A 17,703-nucleotide genomic window follows, 5' to 3' on the forward strand; every position below is an offset into this window, starting at 1 on the left:
AACCGCTTAGACGATTCAGCTCTTTTATGTGTTTGTCTTTAATGCGTAGCTTGAGTGTTTTCATATGCTTAGTATGGCAAGATTAATTTTAGCTTACAACCTTTTAAACACTACTCACGACAATATGTGTCGCCTTATATCCACCCCCTGAAGTGGGTAGTTTTACGGCGACTGGTGATAAATCTGAGCTGAGATTTACTTATTCGTAGCCTGCACGGTCCATTAACTGTACCGCTTCAGCTTGGCGCTGACCGAAGATGCTAACATTAATATTGTCTTGGTTGAAGCTACCCCATGAGCGAAGCATGTCTGACTCATCAACACCTTCTTTTACTGGGAACTCTTTATCACTGCTAGCATACTTGCCTTGAGCCGTATCTGAAGACAACCATTCAATTAGCTTACGAGCGCCTTCTACGTTATCAGAGTTCTTAATGATACCTGCGCCTGATACGTTTACGTGAGTACCGGTCGCTTCAGCACCCTCACCTTGGTTTGCCCAAAATATTTTCACTGGGAAATTAGCATCTTCATCTAAGATACGACCGTAGTAGTAGCTGTTAGCAATACCGACTTCACACTGACCAGAAGCAATGGCTTCTAGTAGCTTAGTGTCATTACTAAATACGGGGGCTGCTAAGTTGGCTACCCAGCCTTTAACAATTTCTTCAGTCTTCTCAGGACCGTAATGCTCAATCATACTGGCCACTAAAGACTGATTATATACCTTTTTAGAGGTACGTAAACAAAGCTTACCTTTCCACTTAGGATCAGCAAGATCAGCATAAGTAGATAAGTCAGTTGGCTGTACCTTAGCTGGATCATAGAAGATAGTACGCGCACGTAAAGATAGACCCGTCCATAGATCATCTACTGAACGGTATTTCTCAGGCACGTTGCTATTAATTACTTCAGATTGAATAGGCTGTAGTAGGCCCTGTTGACCTGCTTGCCATAAGTTACCAGCATCTACAGTTAATAAGATGTCAGCAGGAGTATTGGTGCTTTCTGCTTGCAAACGCGCGATTAGAGGGCCGCTATCATCAGTAACTAGCTCAACAGGAATACCTGTCTCTTTGGTGAATTCATCTAATAAAGGCTGAATCAGCTGCTCGTTACGCGATGAATAAATGGTGACGGTATCACTTGAAGCTTTATCAGTAGTTTGCACTTCAGTATCTGCAGTCGTTGCGGCCTCTTCAGTTGACTGATTACAGCCTACTAATGCCAGTGCACCTAGAACAGCAGCGGTTAACATAGTGTATTTGGTGCTTGCTTTAGTAACAGATGTCGCTTCTCGTGATGTTCCCATATTTGCCTCTTTTATAAAGAATTAAGCGTTTGTTTTGTAGTGATATATCTTTTAGATATAAGAACTATAGGATTAATTTGCTGAAAGCATCTTAATCCAAATGGTAATAATTATCAATAACAATTAGCGACTGATTATCAATTAACTTTAGTCAAAAATAGATACACTACTCTAAAGCTTGGGTCTCCTCCCCCTCTTCTTCTGGCACTTCAGGTTCTTTTTTTTGGGGTTCAATCTTACGATGATCTTTAATAAAGTCGATTAAAGGGGTTGAATCAGGCTCAAACTGTGTCCACTCAGGTCGAATCGTCTCCATATTCACCGTATCATCTTTAATGTCTATCACTGGGAAGGTGCTGGTATGAAAAGCAAGCAAGGCCTGCCCGCGATCACTGACCAACCACTCCATAAACCTTAAGGCTTGACCCACCTCTTCTCCAGCATCTACCATACCTATGCTAATGGCGTTGGTAATCGCGCCTCTGTTAATCTGATTGGGCCACATTAATCGAAGCTGTGTGTTGGGGTGTGTCTTGGCATACCCCCAGAAGGCATCACTGTCTACTATCCCCACATCACAGCCGCCCTGTTCTATCTGATTAAGGATCTCAGCATTATTAGCCAGTGGACTACCCATATTAGCTTGCCAGTTAGCCAGGATTTCTGGGGTAAGTTTGGTGCCATTATAAGACATCATCATCTTAGCAATGGCTTGGTTTTCTGGGCTATAAATATCAGTCATGCACAGCTTGCCAAACCATCTACTGGCACCAAGGCCGGCGTAGTTCACTAGCTCTCGCTCATTGACTTTATTTTTGTTATAGACAATGCTTCGTGCATATTTGCCTACCCCAAACCATTCCCCATCTGGATCTTGGTAGTGCGCCGGCACCGTAGTCGCCAAGGTTCGTGACCCTACTGGCTGCAAGACATGGCTGGCACTAGCGTTGGCCAGTGTATAGACGCTATGCATCATTAACATATCTACGCCTTTGGGGAGCTTAACATCGAAATGCAAAGGTGGCTCTTCATCAAAATGAATAGTAAAGACGCTTTTATCTACAGGCACCCACTCAATCAATATACCCGTCTCTTGGCGGTAGGCATCACTAAGCCGACTTAGAGTTTTTATATCTAAATCGGTACCAATTTGGAATCTTTCTTGACTGATTTGGACAGGGTTGTCGGCCTGATTTTCATCCTCATCTTGGGCATTTGAGCACCCGGTCAAACTTAGCGAGGCAAGAATAAAGACAGACAAAGCTCTTTTTAGCAACTTGCTATTTGACCTAACAACCTTGAGCATGAAATAGAACCTATAGATAAAAAATGCAGAATCAATGGAGTGTTCAGTATACCTGAAAATCACCTTATAAATAACGCCCACAAAGCGCGTTAACGGCAGCTTCAGTACGTAATATTCGACTGCCTATACTAACAGACTGACAGCCATTATTTTGTAGTAAAGACACTTCATAATCAATCCAGCCTCCTTCAGCACCGATACATAGCACCTGAGGTAAACCTGCCTGCTCAATATATTTATTAAAAGACAGTGGGCTGTAAGGATGGGCCACCACGAGGCTACGATCTTTGGCCCATGCGGCCAGCTCATCTTCCACAAAGGGCTTAAAGCGTTTTTTTAATTGTATCTTCGGCGGTATGGTATCCACCCCTTGCTGCAAGCCTTCTTTGACAAACTCATCAATCCTTTTGAGCATAGGACTTTGCCAATAGCTTTTATCGGTGCGATAGCTATTAACCAAGATAATTTCAGCCACCCCTATGGCCGTCATATCCATTATTAACCGGCGCAATACCTTCGGCCGCGGCAAGGCCAAAACCACCGTTAAATCAAGTTTGCTCGGAGGCATCGTATTCAAGTTTAGCTGACCCAGTTTAAGCTGCTTATCTGACACAGCTTCAATAACCGCTGTGCCTAACTTACCTTTTAAGCTACCTACTTTTAAGCTGTCGCCTGCTTTAAGCCTAAGCACCTTCTGTACATGGTTAATTTGGTCAAGGTTAGTAATACTAATACAAGACTGATTATTATCTAGCTCAGGTAACAGTAGGATATTCACTATGCCTCATCCTCACCGCGTCTGCGAACTTTAAAGTGGTCTAAATCTACTTCTTCGTCTCTAGGGTCAACCTCTTTATTTGTCATTTTATTGGCCTTTAACAGACTCTCTATCATCGCCAATTGCTGCTGCATGGCATTGCTTTTGGTAGTCACCAACTGCTGCCCTTTTTGGCCTGCCAGCTTAGCTTGCTCAGGATAAGTCAGCCACTCAGCCACACTGTCCGCCAGTGTGGCATTAGGCGTTACATGAGTGTTATCCGCCCCTTTAGAAGCTTTATTATTTCGATCGCCATCAACGGCATTGACTACTTTTAAGGCGCCCACATCATTTAAGGCCGCCACCACTTCATGACAAGATTGGGTATAAGGCCCCATAATAATGGGCTTGGCTAAGCTTGCCGCTTCAATCGGATTATGACCTCCGATATTTACCAAAGACCCACCCACTAAGGCCACATCTGACAGCTGATAACAGGAAGTTAACTCGCCCATGGTGTCTGCCAGATAAACTTGGGTGTTGGCTTCAATAAGCTGCTCTTGACTACGGCGCTGATAAGTCAAATCGGACTGCTCAATTAGCTCAGCCACTGCATCAAAACGCTCGGGGTGACGAGGCACTAAAATCAGTAAAGCATTGGCCAATTTAGACTGAGCCATAAGCTGTTTGTGAGCTTCAATGGCTGCCTTCTCTTCCCCTTCATGGGTACTGCCGGCCACCCAAATAGGGCGATCAAACACTTCAGGACTTGAGCCGAACTCAGCCTGTAAAGCTTGATTTTTAGCCGTTAACTCAAGATTGGACTGAGAGGTAGCAGGAGCTGCTCCCGTTGACCACTTCAAAGAATCCGCTCGGCGTATCTTAGCAACTTCAGTTCCTAAGCGGCGAAAGCGTTTCGCTGAGTCTGCATCTTGAGCAATAATCATGCTGATGTTATGCATCATGCTTTTGCTAACAGACTCATATTTGGCGTAATTTTCGAAAGATTTTTGTGACAATCTGGCATTAACCAGCACCGAAGAAATACCTAACTGTTTTAACACCGCCAATATATTGGCCCACAGCTCTGTTTCTACAAACATGGCCAAATCTGGCTTAGCCTTAGCAACAAACTTCTCAACTATCGCTTTATCATCAACGGGAACAAAAGTATGAACCATCTGCTTGTTAGCAATGGCATCTGCAAAGAGCTGTTCGGTTCGCGCAAAGCCGGTTTGGGTGGTATTGGTAATCCAAATTTTGGCCCCTTGCTGCAGCATCACTTTTAGCATAGGCGCAATGGTATTGGTTTCTCCTAAAGACACAGCATGGCACCAAATATTTGCCCCGTTTAAAGGACTGGCCGCCGAAAGAGATTGGGATGAGGCTATAGCCGGAGGCTGCGGATAGGCACGACCATAACGAGAGTCAATTTCTTGCTTATAATCGGCCACTGGCATATCGCTTTTTCTGGCTTGCTTATAGCGGCGCCACAACACCAGTCTATAGAGGGGCTTTAACAGTTTGATTGCTAATTTATAATACCAAGGTGGGGCTATGGCCTTAGTGCTATTGGCAACATGAGATGCTGAAGAATAGGCTGAGTTAGAAACATTGGCGTCTTTGTTGTCTGTCATAATCAACCTATGGTCACCTTGTAAAAAATTACAGCCGTCAATTACTTTAGTGATTTATTTAAAAGCTCATTAATTAACAGCTTTGTTAAAAAAAAACCAAGTAATCAGGCACTTTGATAAAACGGTTTGGATAAAAAATAGCCGGTATTCTACCGCATTTAAAATTTATAAAATAGCCATTACTATCCGCAATCTCAGCATTATAGTAAGGGGCTAAACAGACGTATTCCTGAATCAAAAAGCTGTTTGTAAGTCGGTCGACTCTCCCACTCTTCCAGATTTAGCAGCTCACACTGTGTTAAGTAAGCTTGTTGGCAAGTATGGACCTGCTCTACGATACTTGGGGTGTACAGCGCCAAGCTAATCTCCATGTTCAGATAAAAGCTACGCATGTCCATGTTGACGGTACCAAACAGACAATAGTCATCATCAATAACCACTGTCTTAGCATGAAGTAAACCGCCTTTAAATAACGCGATATTCACCCCTGCTTCCATCAAAATTGAGTAGGAGGCCTGTGAGGCATGTTGAACAAAAAAGGAATCTACTTTTTCGGGTAGGATTAAAGTGACCTCCACCCCTCTTTTAGCGGCTGTGGTTAAAGCAGCCAGCAAGGCCTCATCCGGTACGAAATAAGGCGTTGTTATCAGAATACGGTGATCCGCTCTATGGAAAATTGTCAAAAGCGTGTTATAAATCACATGCTCGGTAATGCGCGGCGCTGAAGGGATAACTTGAGCCATAACATTGTCTATCACCGGCATATTAGCAATAGCACGCATATAAGGCGGTAAGCTTGGGTCTGGATCTACCTCATAATCAGGATCTTGCTCGGAGGCCTTAAAATCATGACCATACTCATCGCTTAAATTCAAAGAAGATATTTGTCTGGCCAAATAACCGGATGCCTTATCGTTAATGTCATTAATTGCCGGCTTGGGACGATATAGTTTACGGGTATACATATTGATATTGTTTTCAATACGAAAACCTAGCTGCTGTAAGTTACGGGTACTTTCTGCCCCAATATCGGTGACGTTAACCGCTGCCAATGCGGTAACCACACTCACTGCATTATCACTTTGTATGCGCATAATAAGGTCAATCCATTGCCCCACCGCTTTATCCTGTTTAAAGAACTCAGGATCAACTAGGTTAAAGCTACCGGTATAACCAATATCATCATCAATCACCACAATTTTTCGATGGTTACGCAAATCACTACGCTTAAATAAGGTTTTGAATAAACCCACGGGCAATGACTGGTGGACAATAACCCCAGCTTCGACCAGTTTTTCATACCAATCATCGGTAAAAAAGCTAAAGCTTCCCACACTATCCGCCAATATTTGACACTCTACCCCTCTTTCAACCGCTTCAATTAAAGCTTGAAACACCTCTTGCACCCGGCCTTTGGGATAAATAATATAAAACTCCATCAAGATTAAGGCAGAGGCGTTATTAATGTCTTGTATTAAAGTATCAAAAGTACTATCGGCAGAGGTTAATAGCTGCATACGGTGATTGTCATAAACCCCAAAGCCAGTGTCATAGGTACCAATGCGACTCACACCTTGATAGCGCTTAGGCAGAGCGTCATCCACTTGTGCTAGTTGAATATCTTGACGCTTAGCCACCCCTTTTAACATATTTTGAGCCTGCGAATTACGCAACTTATAGCTCTTGCCCAAATAAGGCTCACCCACCAACATATAAGCAATAATACTAAAAAACGGGATAGCAAATAATAGAACCAACCAAGCAATAGCAATACCTGTGTTGCGCTGCGTTGATAAAATACGCACCACCATAAACACGGTTAATACTAAGTGAATGGACACCCCTAACCACGCCCAGTTTCCTGCCGATAGAGATTCTAGCGACGACATCACTCGATCTAGTTGCTGGACTAAATCTACTTGAGCAGTCAGGACGAGAGAAGATAGTGCAAAGGGAGCCATGAGTTATACGACGGATTGAGTATTTATTATTAAGGATAAAGAGCTTAGCGATAGATTACTCGTTTGAGGCTAAAAATGCCAACAATGCTTTCTCATTGGGCGCTTCAAACAGTCTAACAGTCATTATAACTACCACACTTAGCTACTGTTGAGGGGGTTATGACTGTCTGCTTAAATAAAATAGTTTTGCATAAAGCGACAACCCTAATTAATAACCCTGCTTTTATTTTAAATAGACCACTTCAGTTAACACAGAGGTCACGTTTAGGAGAATGGTTACTGCCTGTAACTTGATTACCCCACTCAAATTCACTGCTAACAAAAAAAGCTGTACCCTATTTTGGGTACAGCTTCTTATAAGTCTCGAATAACTGCCAAACTAGGTCATTCTAATCGCACCGTCTAAACGAATAACATCAGCGTTTAGATAAGCGTTCTCAATAATGTGTGCTACCAAGTTTGCAAACTCTGATGGCTCACCTAAACGCTTAGGATAAGGTACGCTGGCCTTTAGTTGCTCTTGTGCTTTTTCTGGAAGACCTGCCATCATAGGCGTTGCGAAAATACCTGGGGCAATGGTCATCACTCGAATACCATGACGCGTCAGCTCACGCGCCAAAGGCAGAGTCATACCTACTACACCTGATTTAGATGAAGAGTAGCTGGCTTGGCCGACTTGACCATCGAAGGCTGCGATAGAGGCGGTATTGATAATAATACCTTGGTCTTCGTTATTTGGTCCGCCTTCAGCTGCTACCCGCTTAGCGATGCTTGAAGCCACCAAGCGTGCCACGTTGAAGCTGCCTATTAGGTTGACTTGTACCCCTTTATTAAACTGATCTAGGTCGGCTGGATTGTTATCTCTATCTAGTAGCTTTTGTACAATAGCAATACCTGCACAGTTAACGCTACCGGCTAAACCCCCAAACTCTTTTTCCGCAGTTTCAACCGCAGCTTGAACCTGCTCTCCGTTGGTGACATCGCAGCGAACAAAGCGTACGGCCTCACCCAGCTCCTTAGACAACGCTTGACCTGCTTCTTCATTGAGGTCTGCAATGACCACATTAGCGCCGCGTGATACCAGCTCTCTAGTGGTTGCTTCGCCCAGACCTGAGGCACCGCCGGTTACGATAAAAGTTTGTGATTCAGTTTTCATATAACATCCTTATAATATTTTTATTTAACAAAACGACCCATTAATAAAGTAAAGAGGTACTTCTTCAGCCAAGTCTTAGTATATTATTATATTTTATTGGCGCAATAAGAAGCGCTGAGTTTTACCACTGGGTGTTTTTGGTAATGACTCTACAAATTCCACAAAGCGTGGGTAAGCATGGGCGGAAAGTCGCTTTTGTACCAGCGCCTTAATTTCGCTCACCAACTCTTCCGTCCCAACAATGCCTTGTTTTAACACCACAAATGACTTAATCACATGACCACGCATTTCATCTGGCACCCCAACTGCTGCAGACTCAGCGACCGCTTCATGCTCCATGACACAGTTCTCAACATCGGTAGGCCCAATACGATAGCCGGCGGTAATAATAATGTCGTCATCGCGTCCTGCAAACCAGAAAGTACCATCTTCATGACGCTCGACCACATCCCCAGTCAAGTAGTAATCTCCTGAGAAGGCATCCTTTTCATTCCAGCTGTAGCCTTTAAAATAAAAAGCTGGTGATTCACTGACCACTACTGCCAATTGGCCTTGGGTACCATCTTCAACGGGCTGCAAGTTATCATCGAGCACCACCAGTTTGTGCCCTGGCATAGGAACCCCCATACTTCCAGTCGGAGTATCATGAGTTAGCGCATGGTGCATACAGCAGGTCATACCGGTTTCTGTTTGACCATATTGATCAAATACATCACAGCCTAAATTGTCTTTTACCCAGTTAACCACTTCAGTATTTAAGGTCTCACCTGCTGAGTTAGCAACACGCAGCGATAATTTATCCGCCGCATTTTCAAATACGCCACTAGACTTCATCATTCGAAAGGCCGTTGGTGATGAGGCAATATTGGTAATTTTATGACGTTGTAGGAAATCAAGGGTGTTTTGAGCATCAAAGCCCATCTCATTAAAGTGAGTGGTAATACCCATCAATAAAGGACCGGTAATGGCATAATACAAGCCATATGCCCAGCCTGGATCTGCCATATTCCAGTAGTTATCCGTTTCCTGCAAATCGATAGCATAACGCATATACAAATAGAAGGTAGATAAGGCAGCAAGCGGTACACTCACCCCTTTTGACTTACCCACTGTACCTGAGGTAAACATCTGCAAAAACGGCGCATCAGCATCTAGCATAACCGCTTCAAAGTCAGTGTCGAAACCCTCAATATCTTTAAAATTGGCATCTGTATATTGGCTGGCATCCTCGCCCTCTTTAGTCACTAAAACCATCTGCGGTAAGTTAGTAATTTCTTCAAACTTTGATCGGTTATCAAGGTTGGTAAATACCACCTTAGTGTCTGCCTTATCAAGTCTATACTGAATAGCCTCAACCCCAAAGGCAGTAAACAAGGGCTGATAAATCGCACCGATACGCCAAGTAGCTAAAACAATAATGAGCAGCTCTGGGGTGCGCGATAGCATTGTCGCCACTCTATCGCCTTTTTTGACGCCATAATTTTGTAGCATATGAGCCACTTGAGCGCTTTTTTTATCTAATTCATCAAAGGTAAGTTGAGTTATGTTTTGCTTGGTATCTTCATGAACCAAGGCAACCTTATCCCCTAAACCATTACGGACATGCCTGCCACAACAAGCTAGGTAAGCATTAAACTGATCTTGAGGATGGTCGTTAAAGATTTCTTTAATAAGAGTATCTGGAGTGAATGCTTGATAAAAATCAGCATAATTTTGAGGCGCAATAGACTTTACTGTAGTTACTGACATAACCGCTATTCCTTTAGCTTAATTACTGTTCTAGGGGAAACAAGTACCCCACTCAAAGGCCTATACCTTGCCTCCTTATTTGGAGGTTTCTTTATTTTTAGGACAGTCAGGCCGTTAATTTCCTTTTAACCCCTCTATTAATAACCGATTTTAATACTTATTTCAATACAAAACGTATCATTAATAAAAATTATAAAAAAAGCAGCAAACCAAAGTTCGCTGCTCATTAGAAGTTAAGGCTAATTTATATTTATAGGCTACTTACCATAAGTGCAAAGATAAGCGGTTTCAACGGCGACTTTTACCTGAAACTTTTCATTGGCTTCAATGGTAAAGCTCTGACCGGCGTCATAGGTCACAAACTCATCCGAGCCTGGCAATTTAACGGTTAATGCACCGCTGACCACAGTCATGGTTTCAAACTCACTGGTACCAAATTCATACTCACCAATTTCCATCACCCCAACGGTTGCGGGTTTGGTTGCCGTTTGGAAAGCAATTGAAGTCACTTTATTATCAAAATACTGATTAACGCTTGGCATAGATTATCCTTAAAAAATGAGTATAGATTAGTAACAGTCACGATGTATATCCCTTACGCATGAAGGGTATATTCAGAGAATTAATACTCATTCATTCTACTGAGTTTGCGATTAAAATGACATCTAAATCTTTACGTCACTAAACCATAAGATAGGCGTTACTACACAATCACAGCTCATTACTCATCTGTTAAGAAACCACCAGTCTGACGCTCCCACAGGCTGGCATACACCCCTTTTTTCGCAAGTAACTCTTGGTGCGTGCCTTGCTCGATAATACGTCCTTGATCCATCACCACCAGTCTATCCATCGATGCAATGGTCGATAGTCTATGAGCAATGGCAATCACTGTTTTATCTTGCATTAAGCTATCCAAGCTTTCTTGAATCGCTGCTTCCACTTCACTATCAAGTGCTGAGGTTGCCTCATCTAAAATTAAAATGGGCGCATCTTTTAATAGCACACGCGCAATGGCAATACGCTGACGTTGACCGCCTGATAATTTCACCCCGCGCTCACCGACTTGCGCATCAAGCCCTTTATTACCTTTTAGGTCAACCAATGAATCAATAAATTCATCGGCATTGGCTTGTTTAATCGCACGCTGTAGCTCTTCTTCAGTGGCATCAGGCTTACCATAGATGATGTTTTCGCGTACGGTACGGTGCAACAACGACGTATCTTGAGTCACCATAGCAATGTGTTCACGCAAGCTTTCTTGCTCTACTTTGCTAATATCCTGCCCATCGATACAGATGCTACCGCCTTGCACATCATAAAATCTGAGTAGCAAATTGACCAAGGTTGACTTGCCCGCACCCGACCGACCGACTAGGCCAATTCGCTTGCCAGGTTTGATATGTAAATTCAAATCCTTGAAGATACTTAATGCTTTGTCATCTTCACTGTCGCCATCATTGATACCGGCTCTGTGATAGCTGAATGTTACGTTATTAAAATCAACCTGCGCACCTTTGACAGCTAATGGCTGAGCGCCTTCTTTATCGGTTAGCGTCAATGGCTTAGTCAGTAAGCTCATACCATCTCGAACTGTACCCAAGCTTTCAAATAAATCGGTCAGCTCAAACATCACCCAACGTGACATGCCGAGCAGTCTTAATGCCATCGATACCGCAACCGCAATCGCGCCAAGGCCAACCAAGTCGTTGAGCCACAGATAGATACTGAGTGCACTGGTCGCAAAGATAAGAATATAGTTCAAAATGGTCATGGTTATCATCAAGGTTGATAACGTGCCCATTTGCTTATAAACCGTCTGCAAATAGGTATCCATACTGTCGCGCGCATATTCTGCTTCGCTGTCGGTATGCGCAAATAACTTGACGGTATTAATATTGGTATAGGCATCTACGATACGGCCGGTCATGGTCGAGCGTGCATCGGACTGCGCTTGCGAATACTGACGTACCTTAGGATTAAAGTAGAATTGCAGCGCAGTATAAATAAACAGCCACACCAGCATCGGAACTAAGAACCAGGTGTTTAGATTAGTCAATACATACAGCATACTGCCGAAATAAACCAGCACATAGACCATCACCGAGACCGTAATCAAGGTCACTTCACGCACCGCCATACTGCTTTGCATCACCTTGGTCGCCGCTCGCCCTGCAAACTCATCTTGGAAAAACGACATGCCTTGATTAAGCAAATAACGGTGTGAACGCCAGCGCACACTCATCGGCAGGTTACCATTTAAGGTACGGCTTCTCAGTGAGGTACGCAGATAGTTAATCAAGGGCATCGCAATCAGCAGCAACGCTGAATAACCCAATAAAGTTGGCATCTCGCTTTGCAAAAAGGTCGCTTTGTCATGCTCGCTTAGCAAATCAACCAATTGCCCCATAAAGGCATAGATGGCAATTTCACTCACTGCCGATAGCGCCTCTAAGATGCCTAGTGCGAGAAACACCCAACCATAACCCTGATTATGATAACGAATAAAGCCCCACAAAGTATTTGGCGGGGTTTGGTTATCAATTTTGGGGAAAGGATTGACGAGTTTTTCGAAAAATAGACTCATGAGACTCCTTAGTAGCAATACTAATATGACAGCACAAATGTAAGAATAAAAACTGAGGAAATAACTGTTTAAATAACCTTTTAGATTATTGGTAAATAATTCTGATTATTAAATGGGACTAAATCAGGCTTTTTAAACCGTTAGCTACATTCAAATAACATTTGCAGGAATTGATATGATAAGGACTCACTTTTATAAAACGTTCTCATGCTAGCCCTTTATAAGCTCATATAGTTTCATACTAATAATAAAAAACCCATTCTACCTTCATAGAACGGGCTTTTTGTTTGCTTGGCTAAATAAGCGACATCAAACCATTTAGATTTCTGACAACCAATCCTTTTGACGCAGAATTTTCTTAGTTTCGCGGCGTTTTTTCTTACGCACCGCTTCGATATTGTCTTTTTCATGCACGCCGCCCTTTTTGAGTAGCGGATTAAAAGCCACATGATTACGTGGTTTGGTTGCCTCTTTTAGGGCGCTGAGGTTTGCCGTGCTATTAGGGCTAGCATCACTCTTTTTGGCTTGACTTTCTAGCTGTTTAGCCAGCTTTAGTGTTTGTTTTAAGCTCATACATTTTTCCTAAATTTATTCGTTTTTTATTTGATTTATAATTTGGTTTTTTGATTAAAAACATTTTTATTCTCCTTAATATGTTGACCGACCTATTTTGCTTACTATAGAGGGGTTATTCGTTACTATTTCATCCTGCTACGAGGAAATCGAGTGCTGATGCACTTTTAGGACTTCAATCGAGATTGAAAACGTAACAGCATTAAATGACACGAATAACTACCCCTTCACACAAAGTACCTGCTTTAAGGTATGCACTACCTCAACCAAGTCTTTTTGATTGTCCATTACCTCGTCGATGTCTTTGTACGCACCGGGGATTTCATCGAGTACGCTTTTGTCTTTTTTACACTCAACGCCTGCGGTTTGTGCTTTGAGCTCATCAACGGTAAAGGTCTTAGACGCTTTGGTTCGACTCATTTTACGCCCTGCCCCATGTGAGCACGAGCAAAAGGACTCTTCGTTACCAAGGCCACGCACGATAAAAGACTTAGCCCCCATAGAGCCTGGAATAATACCCAGCTCACCCTCGTAAGCACTGATAGCGCCTTTACGAGTGACATAGACGTTTTCGCCAAAATGAGTCTCTTCTTCCACATAGTTGTGATGACAGTTAATGGCTTCTTTGGTCAAGGTGAAGTGTGGTAATCCTGCCTGCTTGGACTGCATCGCACTTAATACCAAGCGCATCATCTCTTTTCGGTTTTGCACCGCATAATCCTGCGCCCACTGCACCGCTTCGAAATAGTCATCAAAGCTGCTTGAACCTTCAGCAAAATAAGACAAGTCTTTATCAGGCACATGACCAAAGCGTGATTGGTGCTCTTTTTTGGCCAAATTAATAAAATAGCGACCGATACAGTTGCCAATACCTCGGCTACCCGAATGCAGCATCACCCACACATCGTCATTCTCATCGAGACAAATTTCGATAAAGTGATTACCGCCGCCAAGTGTACCGAGCTGCTTGGCCCACGTTCGCTCAAAACCTTTGAGCATCTTTAAAAGACCTGGGTGCTTATCGGTAATTGGCTTTAAGCGTTTACCAAGCGGATCAAGCGTTGATGCTTTGGCCGTGATTTGATTGTGCATATTAAAGCCAACCGGCACTTGCTTCTCAATCGCTGAGCGTACTGCTCTTAGGCTGTCCGGCAAATCGCTGGCGGTTAGCGAGGTACGCACCGCATTCATACCACAGCCAATATCAACACCGACTGCCGCTGGGATAATGGCAGATTTGGTCGGAATAACACTGCCTACTGTTGCGCCTTTACCCACGTGCACATCTGGCATCACCGCAATGTGCGAGTGCACAAACTCGAGCTGCGCCATATTGCGTAATTGCTGTATCGCCTCTTGCGCGATATCTTGGGTGTACACCTTAACCGGTACGCCCTTTTTACTGTTTTCATTCAAAATTAGCTGTATGCCCATTTTGTTATTACCTTCATTTTTAGTCGAATGTGCTCATGAATCCAATTGATTTACACAAGCACCATTCGTTTTATATTTGTTTTTTTGATTAATAGATTGTTGTGAGTTGAAACCGTGTTAAATAACAGACGCAAAAATCCCATTAACCTAAGGTCAATGAGTGTCAGAAATACAAGCAGTGGAGGTTAGATTTGACGCTAATGGTCAATACTTGGAAGGGAAAGCTAAATTATATAGAGCTTAGCCTAACCTGCGCGAAGTCATAACGAACATCGCATTGCTTTGCATTATCTTGAACACAGTTTTTTGAAACAATTGCATGCTGACTCCTCCGTAGGTTGTGGCTTATTTGTCATTCTTTAGACGACAATAAAGCGGATGAATAAATATAGTAACTCAATAAAATTAGATATTTGACAGCCTAAAGCCTTGATGGCTTTGGGTCAAAAGTAGGCTGATTATACGGGGCTAATGGACAAACATCAACTTTTGCATCATTAACCCCTGTTTATTATTCGTTTAAGTATAGATTTAACTCAAGCTATTAAACTTAGACTTATAAACTTAAACTTAGACTTAGTTTTTGATTAATTTAGCATGCAACCAAAATCCTGCCAGCATCGCAACGACAAAAATCATCGATTCTGTATAACCGGCTAATGCCGTCACCAATACAGGCGCTGGACAAAATCCAAGCATGCCCCAGCCTACCCCAAACATAAGGCTACCAATAGCAAGCTGCGGTGTAATCTTGGTCGCTGTAGGTAAATCAAAGTTGCCTTTATTTAAGGCTTTCTCGCCTTTAGCAATTCGGGACTTCACATAAAAGAAAGTTGGCATCGCAACAGCAATACCGCCGCCCATAACCAAGCCTAGCGAGGGATCCCAGCCATGAAACAGGCGTAAGAAACCCAATACTTTTTCTGGGTTGACCATACCAGAGACGATAAGGCCAATGGTAAAAATAGATCCTGATAATAGGCTGATAATTAGCGTAATTGGATTGGTTTTATTTGAGGTGCTCATAATATGACCTTGATATAGGGATACATAGATACAGATGGGTTTTGCAATGGGGTAAAAGCCTTAGCTAAGCCATTGCAAATAAAGTAGCTGTCACCACACCACTAAATAAAAACAAAATGGTGGCGGTGATTGAACGACCTGATAAGCGCGAAATACCGCAAATACCATGACCGCTTGTACAGCCAGAACCCAAACGTGTCCCAAAGCCAACTAATAATCCTGCCACTATGATTTTCCAAAGGGGCTGCCCCATCTCAAGCTCGGGAAATCCAATAAATAAACTGTACAGCCAAGTGGTGATAGCCATACCAATGACAAAGGCCAACTGCCAACTAAACTTAGGTAGGCTTGCCAAACTGCTTTTTAAGATACCGCTCATGCCCATGATTTTGCCAATACCGACAATCAAAATCGCTGAGGCAAGACCGATGAGTAATCCACCGAATAAAGCGCTCCAAGGGGTAAAGCTTGCCATGTCAATCCAAGCGTACATATGCGCTCCTAATATTACATTCAAATATATATTATTTACGTATCAGTTATGGGCATACTTACTGATGGATTGAGGTAAAAAGCAATCCAAGATCCTATTGGTCAGTAGCACAAAAACGCTGATACAGAACTTCCATCACTGCCAAGGCATCTTCACTGGCAATGCTATAAAAAATCTGTCGGCCTTCTCGTCTTGTATTCACTAACCCATTTTCGCGAAGCACACCAAGTTGTTGAGACAAACTTGGTTGTTTAATACCTGTTGATAGCTCCAAATCACGCACACAGGCTTCACCAGATCCAACAAGTTGGCAAAGCAATAGTAGGCGATCAGAATGAGAAAGCGACTTAAGCAAAGCTGAGGCTTTAGAAGCAGAAGCCTTTAATGCTTCTACATCAATACTTTCTACATTTAAGGTATTGGTTGACATTATTACAACATCCTAGATTTATTTTATGGATAATTATTATATACAAAAAACCTAGCCTACACATAAACATATTATATAATTTTGTATACTATTATTGCATAAGTTTATGCCACTTGGCTATAACGTAATCAAACTTATTTTTGTATAGGCAGCTTTAAATCGTACTAACTCTTGTTAATAATTAAAGGCTACCCCTCAATTGAGGAATAGCCTCTCTTTAGTTTTTACTGAGTATTTGCTGAAATTATAAGGTGCCAGAAATCTGATAACTATCGCCTGCATGCCACATATTAACAAAGGTGACCACACGCCCAGCTGAGAAAGTCTGACGGCTTAGCAGTAAAGCAGGCGCACCCACAGCCAGGTCTAAAGCTTGAGCCACTTTTTTTGGCGCTGCAACTGCACGAATGGTATAGCTACCTCCCTGTAGAGGCGCTTGCTGAATTAAGTAATCACTGGTATTGACGATACTAAAATCTTGTTCGATAAAGCCAGGCACCAAGGACGCATCCACCCAGCGCTCCTCGTATTGAAGCGGCTTACCATCAGCTATATGAATCAGCTTCACCTCGTCAATCAGATCACTGTCTTCGCGCTGTTGAAAGCTCTTTTGTGATATTGGAGAGTCATCGAGCATGGGCTGGGTTAATAAAGCTAAAATCGGCGGACTCACTTCACTGGCAACCACTCGATGTTGACTGACCACTTGCGCCTTATACTGTTTTCCTGTGGCTTTGATATCAGCAGCGATATTACGCACCTCTACCACAGTATGATTGTACTGTTGCTGTGCCACAAAGGTACCTGACCCTTGCCTACGATATAGCACTCGCTCCTCGCTCAACTCCTTTAGCGCCCTATTTACTGTCATTCTAGACACAGCAAATTTTTCAGCTAAAGCATGCTCCGTTGGAATAACATCTCCTGCCTGCCATCGGCCTGAATGAATGTTTCTTAAAATGCTTTCTTTGATACGTTGATAAGCAGGCTTAGGTTTTCGCTTAGCCTTTGACACTATTGTTTTATTTTTTGACATGATAGAAGACTTATTTTTATAAAGGGCTTTTTTTAAGGGACTATAACAATCATCACAATAAGTGAACTTTAATAACATTGGTATAGCGATAATAATACAATTAAGCCAATGACAACAAATTTACTTATAAAAAAAATTTCGCCGTAAAAACAAAAGCTGGCTTAACGTTAACATAAAAAAAACTTGCATCCTGATTTTTTTCTTGATAATTTGTATATACAATAATTGCAACAACACTTCTATTAA

The 17,703-nt window shown here is 42.6% G+C and carries 15 protein-coding genes; all 15 read right to left on the reverse strand.

The annotated features are described in order from the left end of the window. Positions 1-199: 199 nt before the first annotated feature. The gene (locus A1232T_RS07510) at positions 200-1,312 is read right to left on the reverse strand and encodes an extracellular solute-binding protein (protein WP_077448842.1); all 1,113 of its coding nucleotides are present in this window, start codon (positions 1,310-1,312) and stop codon (positions 200-202) included. Between the two features lie 166 nt (positions 1,313-1,478). Next, entirely contained in the window at positions 1,479-2,618 is a 1,140-nt protein-coding gene (locus A1232T_RS07515) for an ABC transporter substrate-binding protein (RefSeq protein ID WP_077448843.1), read from the reverse strand. A gap of 64 nt (positions 2,619-2,682) precedes the next feature. Further along, positions 2,683-3,396: a 16S rRNA (uracil(1498)-N(3))-methyltransferase gene (locus A1232T_RS07520; RefSeq protein WP_077448844.1), complete on the reverse strand. Its 714-nt coding sequence runs from the start codon at positions 3,394-3,396 to the stop codon at positions 2,683-2,685. Further along, positions 3,396-5,012 (reverse strand): 3-deoxy-D-manno-octulosonic acid transferase, encoded by a 1,617-nt coding sequence (locus A1232T_RS07525; RefSeq protein WP_077448845.1) that lies wholly within the window; start codon positions 5,010-5,012, stop codon positions 3,396-3,398. Before A1232T_RS07525 ends, A1232T_RS07520 begins: the two co-directional genes overlap by 1 nt. Positions 5,013-5,212: 200 nt before the next feature. Next, complete coding sequence (locus tag A1232T_RS07530; RefSeq protein ID WP_077448846.1) at positions 5,213-6,973, reverse strand: phospholipase D-like domain-containing protein; 1,761 nt, start codon at positions 6,971-6,973, stop codon at positions 5,213-5,215. A gap of 379 nt (positions 6,974-7,352) precedes the next feature. Then, entirely contained in the window at positions 7,353-8,129 is a 777-nt protein-coding gene (locus A1232T_RS07535) for an SDR family NAD(P)-dependent oxidoreductase (protein WP_077448847.1), read from the reverse strand. Positions 8,130-8,222: 93 nt separating this feature from the next. After that, on the reverse strand, positions 8,223-9,878 hold the full coding sequence (locus tag A1232T_RS07540; RefSeq protein ID WP_077448848.1) for an AMP-binding protein: 1,656 nt from the start codon (positions 9,876-9,878) through the stop codon (positions 8,223-8,225). A gap of 257 nt (positions 9,879-10,135) precedes the next feature. Then, positions 10,136-10,420 carry a pyrimidine/purine nucleoside phosphorylase gene (gene ppnP, locus A1232T_RS07545; protein WP_077448849.1) on the reverse strand — a complete coding sequence of 95 codons (285 nt, stop codon included), beginning with the start codon at positions 10,418-10,420 and terminating at the stop codon, positions 10,136-10,138. Positions 10,421-10,599: 179 nt separating this feature from the next. Then, positions 10,600-12,465, reverse strand: a complete 1,866-nt coding sequence (locus A1232T_RS07550) for an ABC transporter ATP-binding protein (protein ID WP_077448850.1) — start codon at positions 12,463-12,465, stop codon at positions 10,600-10,602. Positions 12,466-12,783: 318 nt separating this feature from the next. Next, positions 12,784-13,038, reverse strand: coding sequence for a hypothetical protein (locus A1232T_RS07555; protein WP_077448851.1), 255 nt, complete (start codon positions 13,036-13,038; stop codon positions 12,784-12,786). Between the two features lie 219 nt (positions 13,039-13,257). Continuing rightward, entirely contained in the window at positions 13,258-14,472 is a 1,215-nt protein-coding gene (locus A1232T_RS07560; protein ID WP_077448852.1) for an RtcB family protein, read from the reverse strand. A 576-nt stretch (positions 14,473-15,048) separates the two neighbouring features. Further along, positions 15,049-15,498, reverse strand: a complete 450-nt coding sequence (locus A1232T_RS07565) for a DUF6691 family protein (RefSeq protein ID WP_077448853.1) — start codon at positions 15,496-15,498, stop codon at positions 15,049-15,051. 64 nt (positions 15,499-15,562) lie between these two features. Continuing rightward, the gene (locus tag A1232T_RS07570) at positions 15,563-15,991 is read right to left on the reverse strand and encodes a YeeE/YedE family protein (RefSeq protein WP_077448854.1); all 429 of its coding nucleotides are present in this window, start codon (positions 15,989-15,991) and stop codon (positions 15,563-15,565) included. Between the two features lie 94 nt (positions 15,992-16,085). Then, entirely contained in the window at positions 16,086-16,421 is a 336-nt protein-coding gene (locus tag A1232T_RS07575) for an ArsR/SmtB family transcription factor (RefSeq protein ID WP_077448855.1), read from the reverse strand. Between the two features lie 244 nt (positions 16,422-16,665). Then, complete coding sequence (locus tag A1232T_RS07580) at positions 16,666-17,457, reverse strand: UTRA domain-containing protein (RefSeq protein ID WP_244152415.1); 792 nt, start codon at positions 17,455-17,457, stop codon at positions 16,666-16,668. Between the last annotated feature and the right edge of the window lie 246 nt (positions 17,458-17,703).

This window comes from Psychrobacter pasteurii (assembly GCF_900162815.1).
Classification (GTDB): domain Bacteria; phylum Pseudomonadota; class Gammaproteobacteria; order Pseudomonadales; family Moraxellaceae; genus Psychrobacter; species Psychrobacter pasteurii.

Bases quoted from the DNA above. Each gene is read 5' to 3' on its own strand.
- A1232T_RS07525 (WP_077448845.1), bottom strand. From the start codon at position 5,012: ATGACAGACAACAAAGACGCCAATGTTTCTAACTCAGCCTATTCTTCA.
- A1232T_RS07565 (WP_077448853.1), bottom strand. From the start codon at position 15,498: ATGAGCACCTCAAATAAAACCAATCCAATTACGCTAATTATCAGCCTA.
- A1232T_RS07510 (WP_077448842.1), bottom strand. From the start codon at position 1,312: ATGGGAACATCACGAGAAGCGACATCTGTTACTAAAGCAAGCACCAAA.
- A1232T_RS07570 (WP_077448854.1), bottom strand. From the start codon at position 15,991: ATGTACGCTTGGATTGACATGGCAAGCTTTACCCCTTGGAGCGCTTTA.
- A1232T_RS07555 (WP_077448851.1), bottom strand. From the start codon at position 13,038: ATGAGCTTAAAACAAACACTAAAGCTGGCTAAACAGCTAGAAAGTCAA.
- A1232T_RS07530 (WP_077448846.1), bottom strand. From the start codon at position 6,973: ATGGCTCCCTTTGCACTATCTTCTCTCGTCCTGACTGCTCAAGTAGAT.
- A1232T_RS07515 (WP_077448843.1), bottom strand. From the start codon at position 2,618: ATGCTCAAGGTTGTTAGGTCAAATAGCAAGTTGCTAAAAAGAGCTTTG.
- A1232T_RS07580 (WP_244152415.1), bottom strand. From the start codon at position 17,457: ATGTCAAAAAATAAAACAATAGTGTCAAAGGCTAAGCGAAAACCTAAG.
- ppnP (WP_077448849.1), bottom strand. From the start codon at position 10,420: ATGCCAAGCGTTAATCAGTATTTTGATAATAAAGTGACTTCAATTGCT.
- A1232T_RS07540 (WP_077448848.1), bottom strand. From the start codon at position 9,878: ATGTCAGTAACTACAGTAAAGTCTATTGCGCCTCAAAATTATGCTGAT.
- A1232T_RS07550 (WP_077448850.1), bottom strand. From the start codon at position 12,465: ATGAGTCTATTTTTCGAAAAACTCGTCAATCCTTTCCCCAAAATTGAT.
- A1232T_RS07575 (WP_077448855.1), bottom strand. From the start codon at position 16,421: ATGTCAACCAATACCTTAAATGTAGAAAGTATTGATGTAGAAGCATTA.
- A1232T_RS07560 (WP_077448852.1), bottom strand. From the start codon at position 14,472: ATGGGCATACAGCTAATTTTGAATGAAAACAGTAAAAAGGGCGTACCG.
- A1232T_RS07535 (WP_077448847.1), bottom strand. From the start codon at position 8,129: ATGAAAACTGAATCACAAACTTTTATCGTAACCGGCGGTGCCTCAGGT.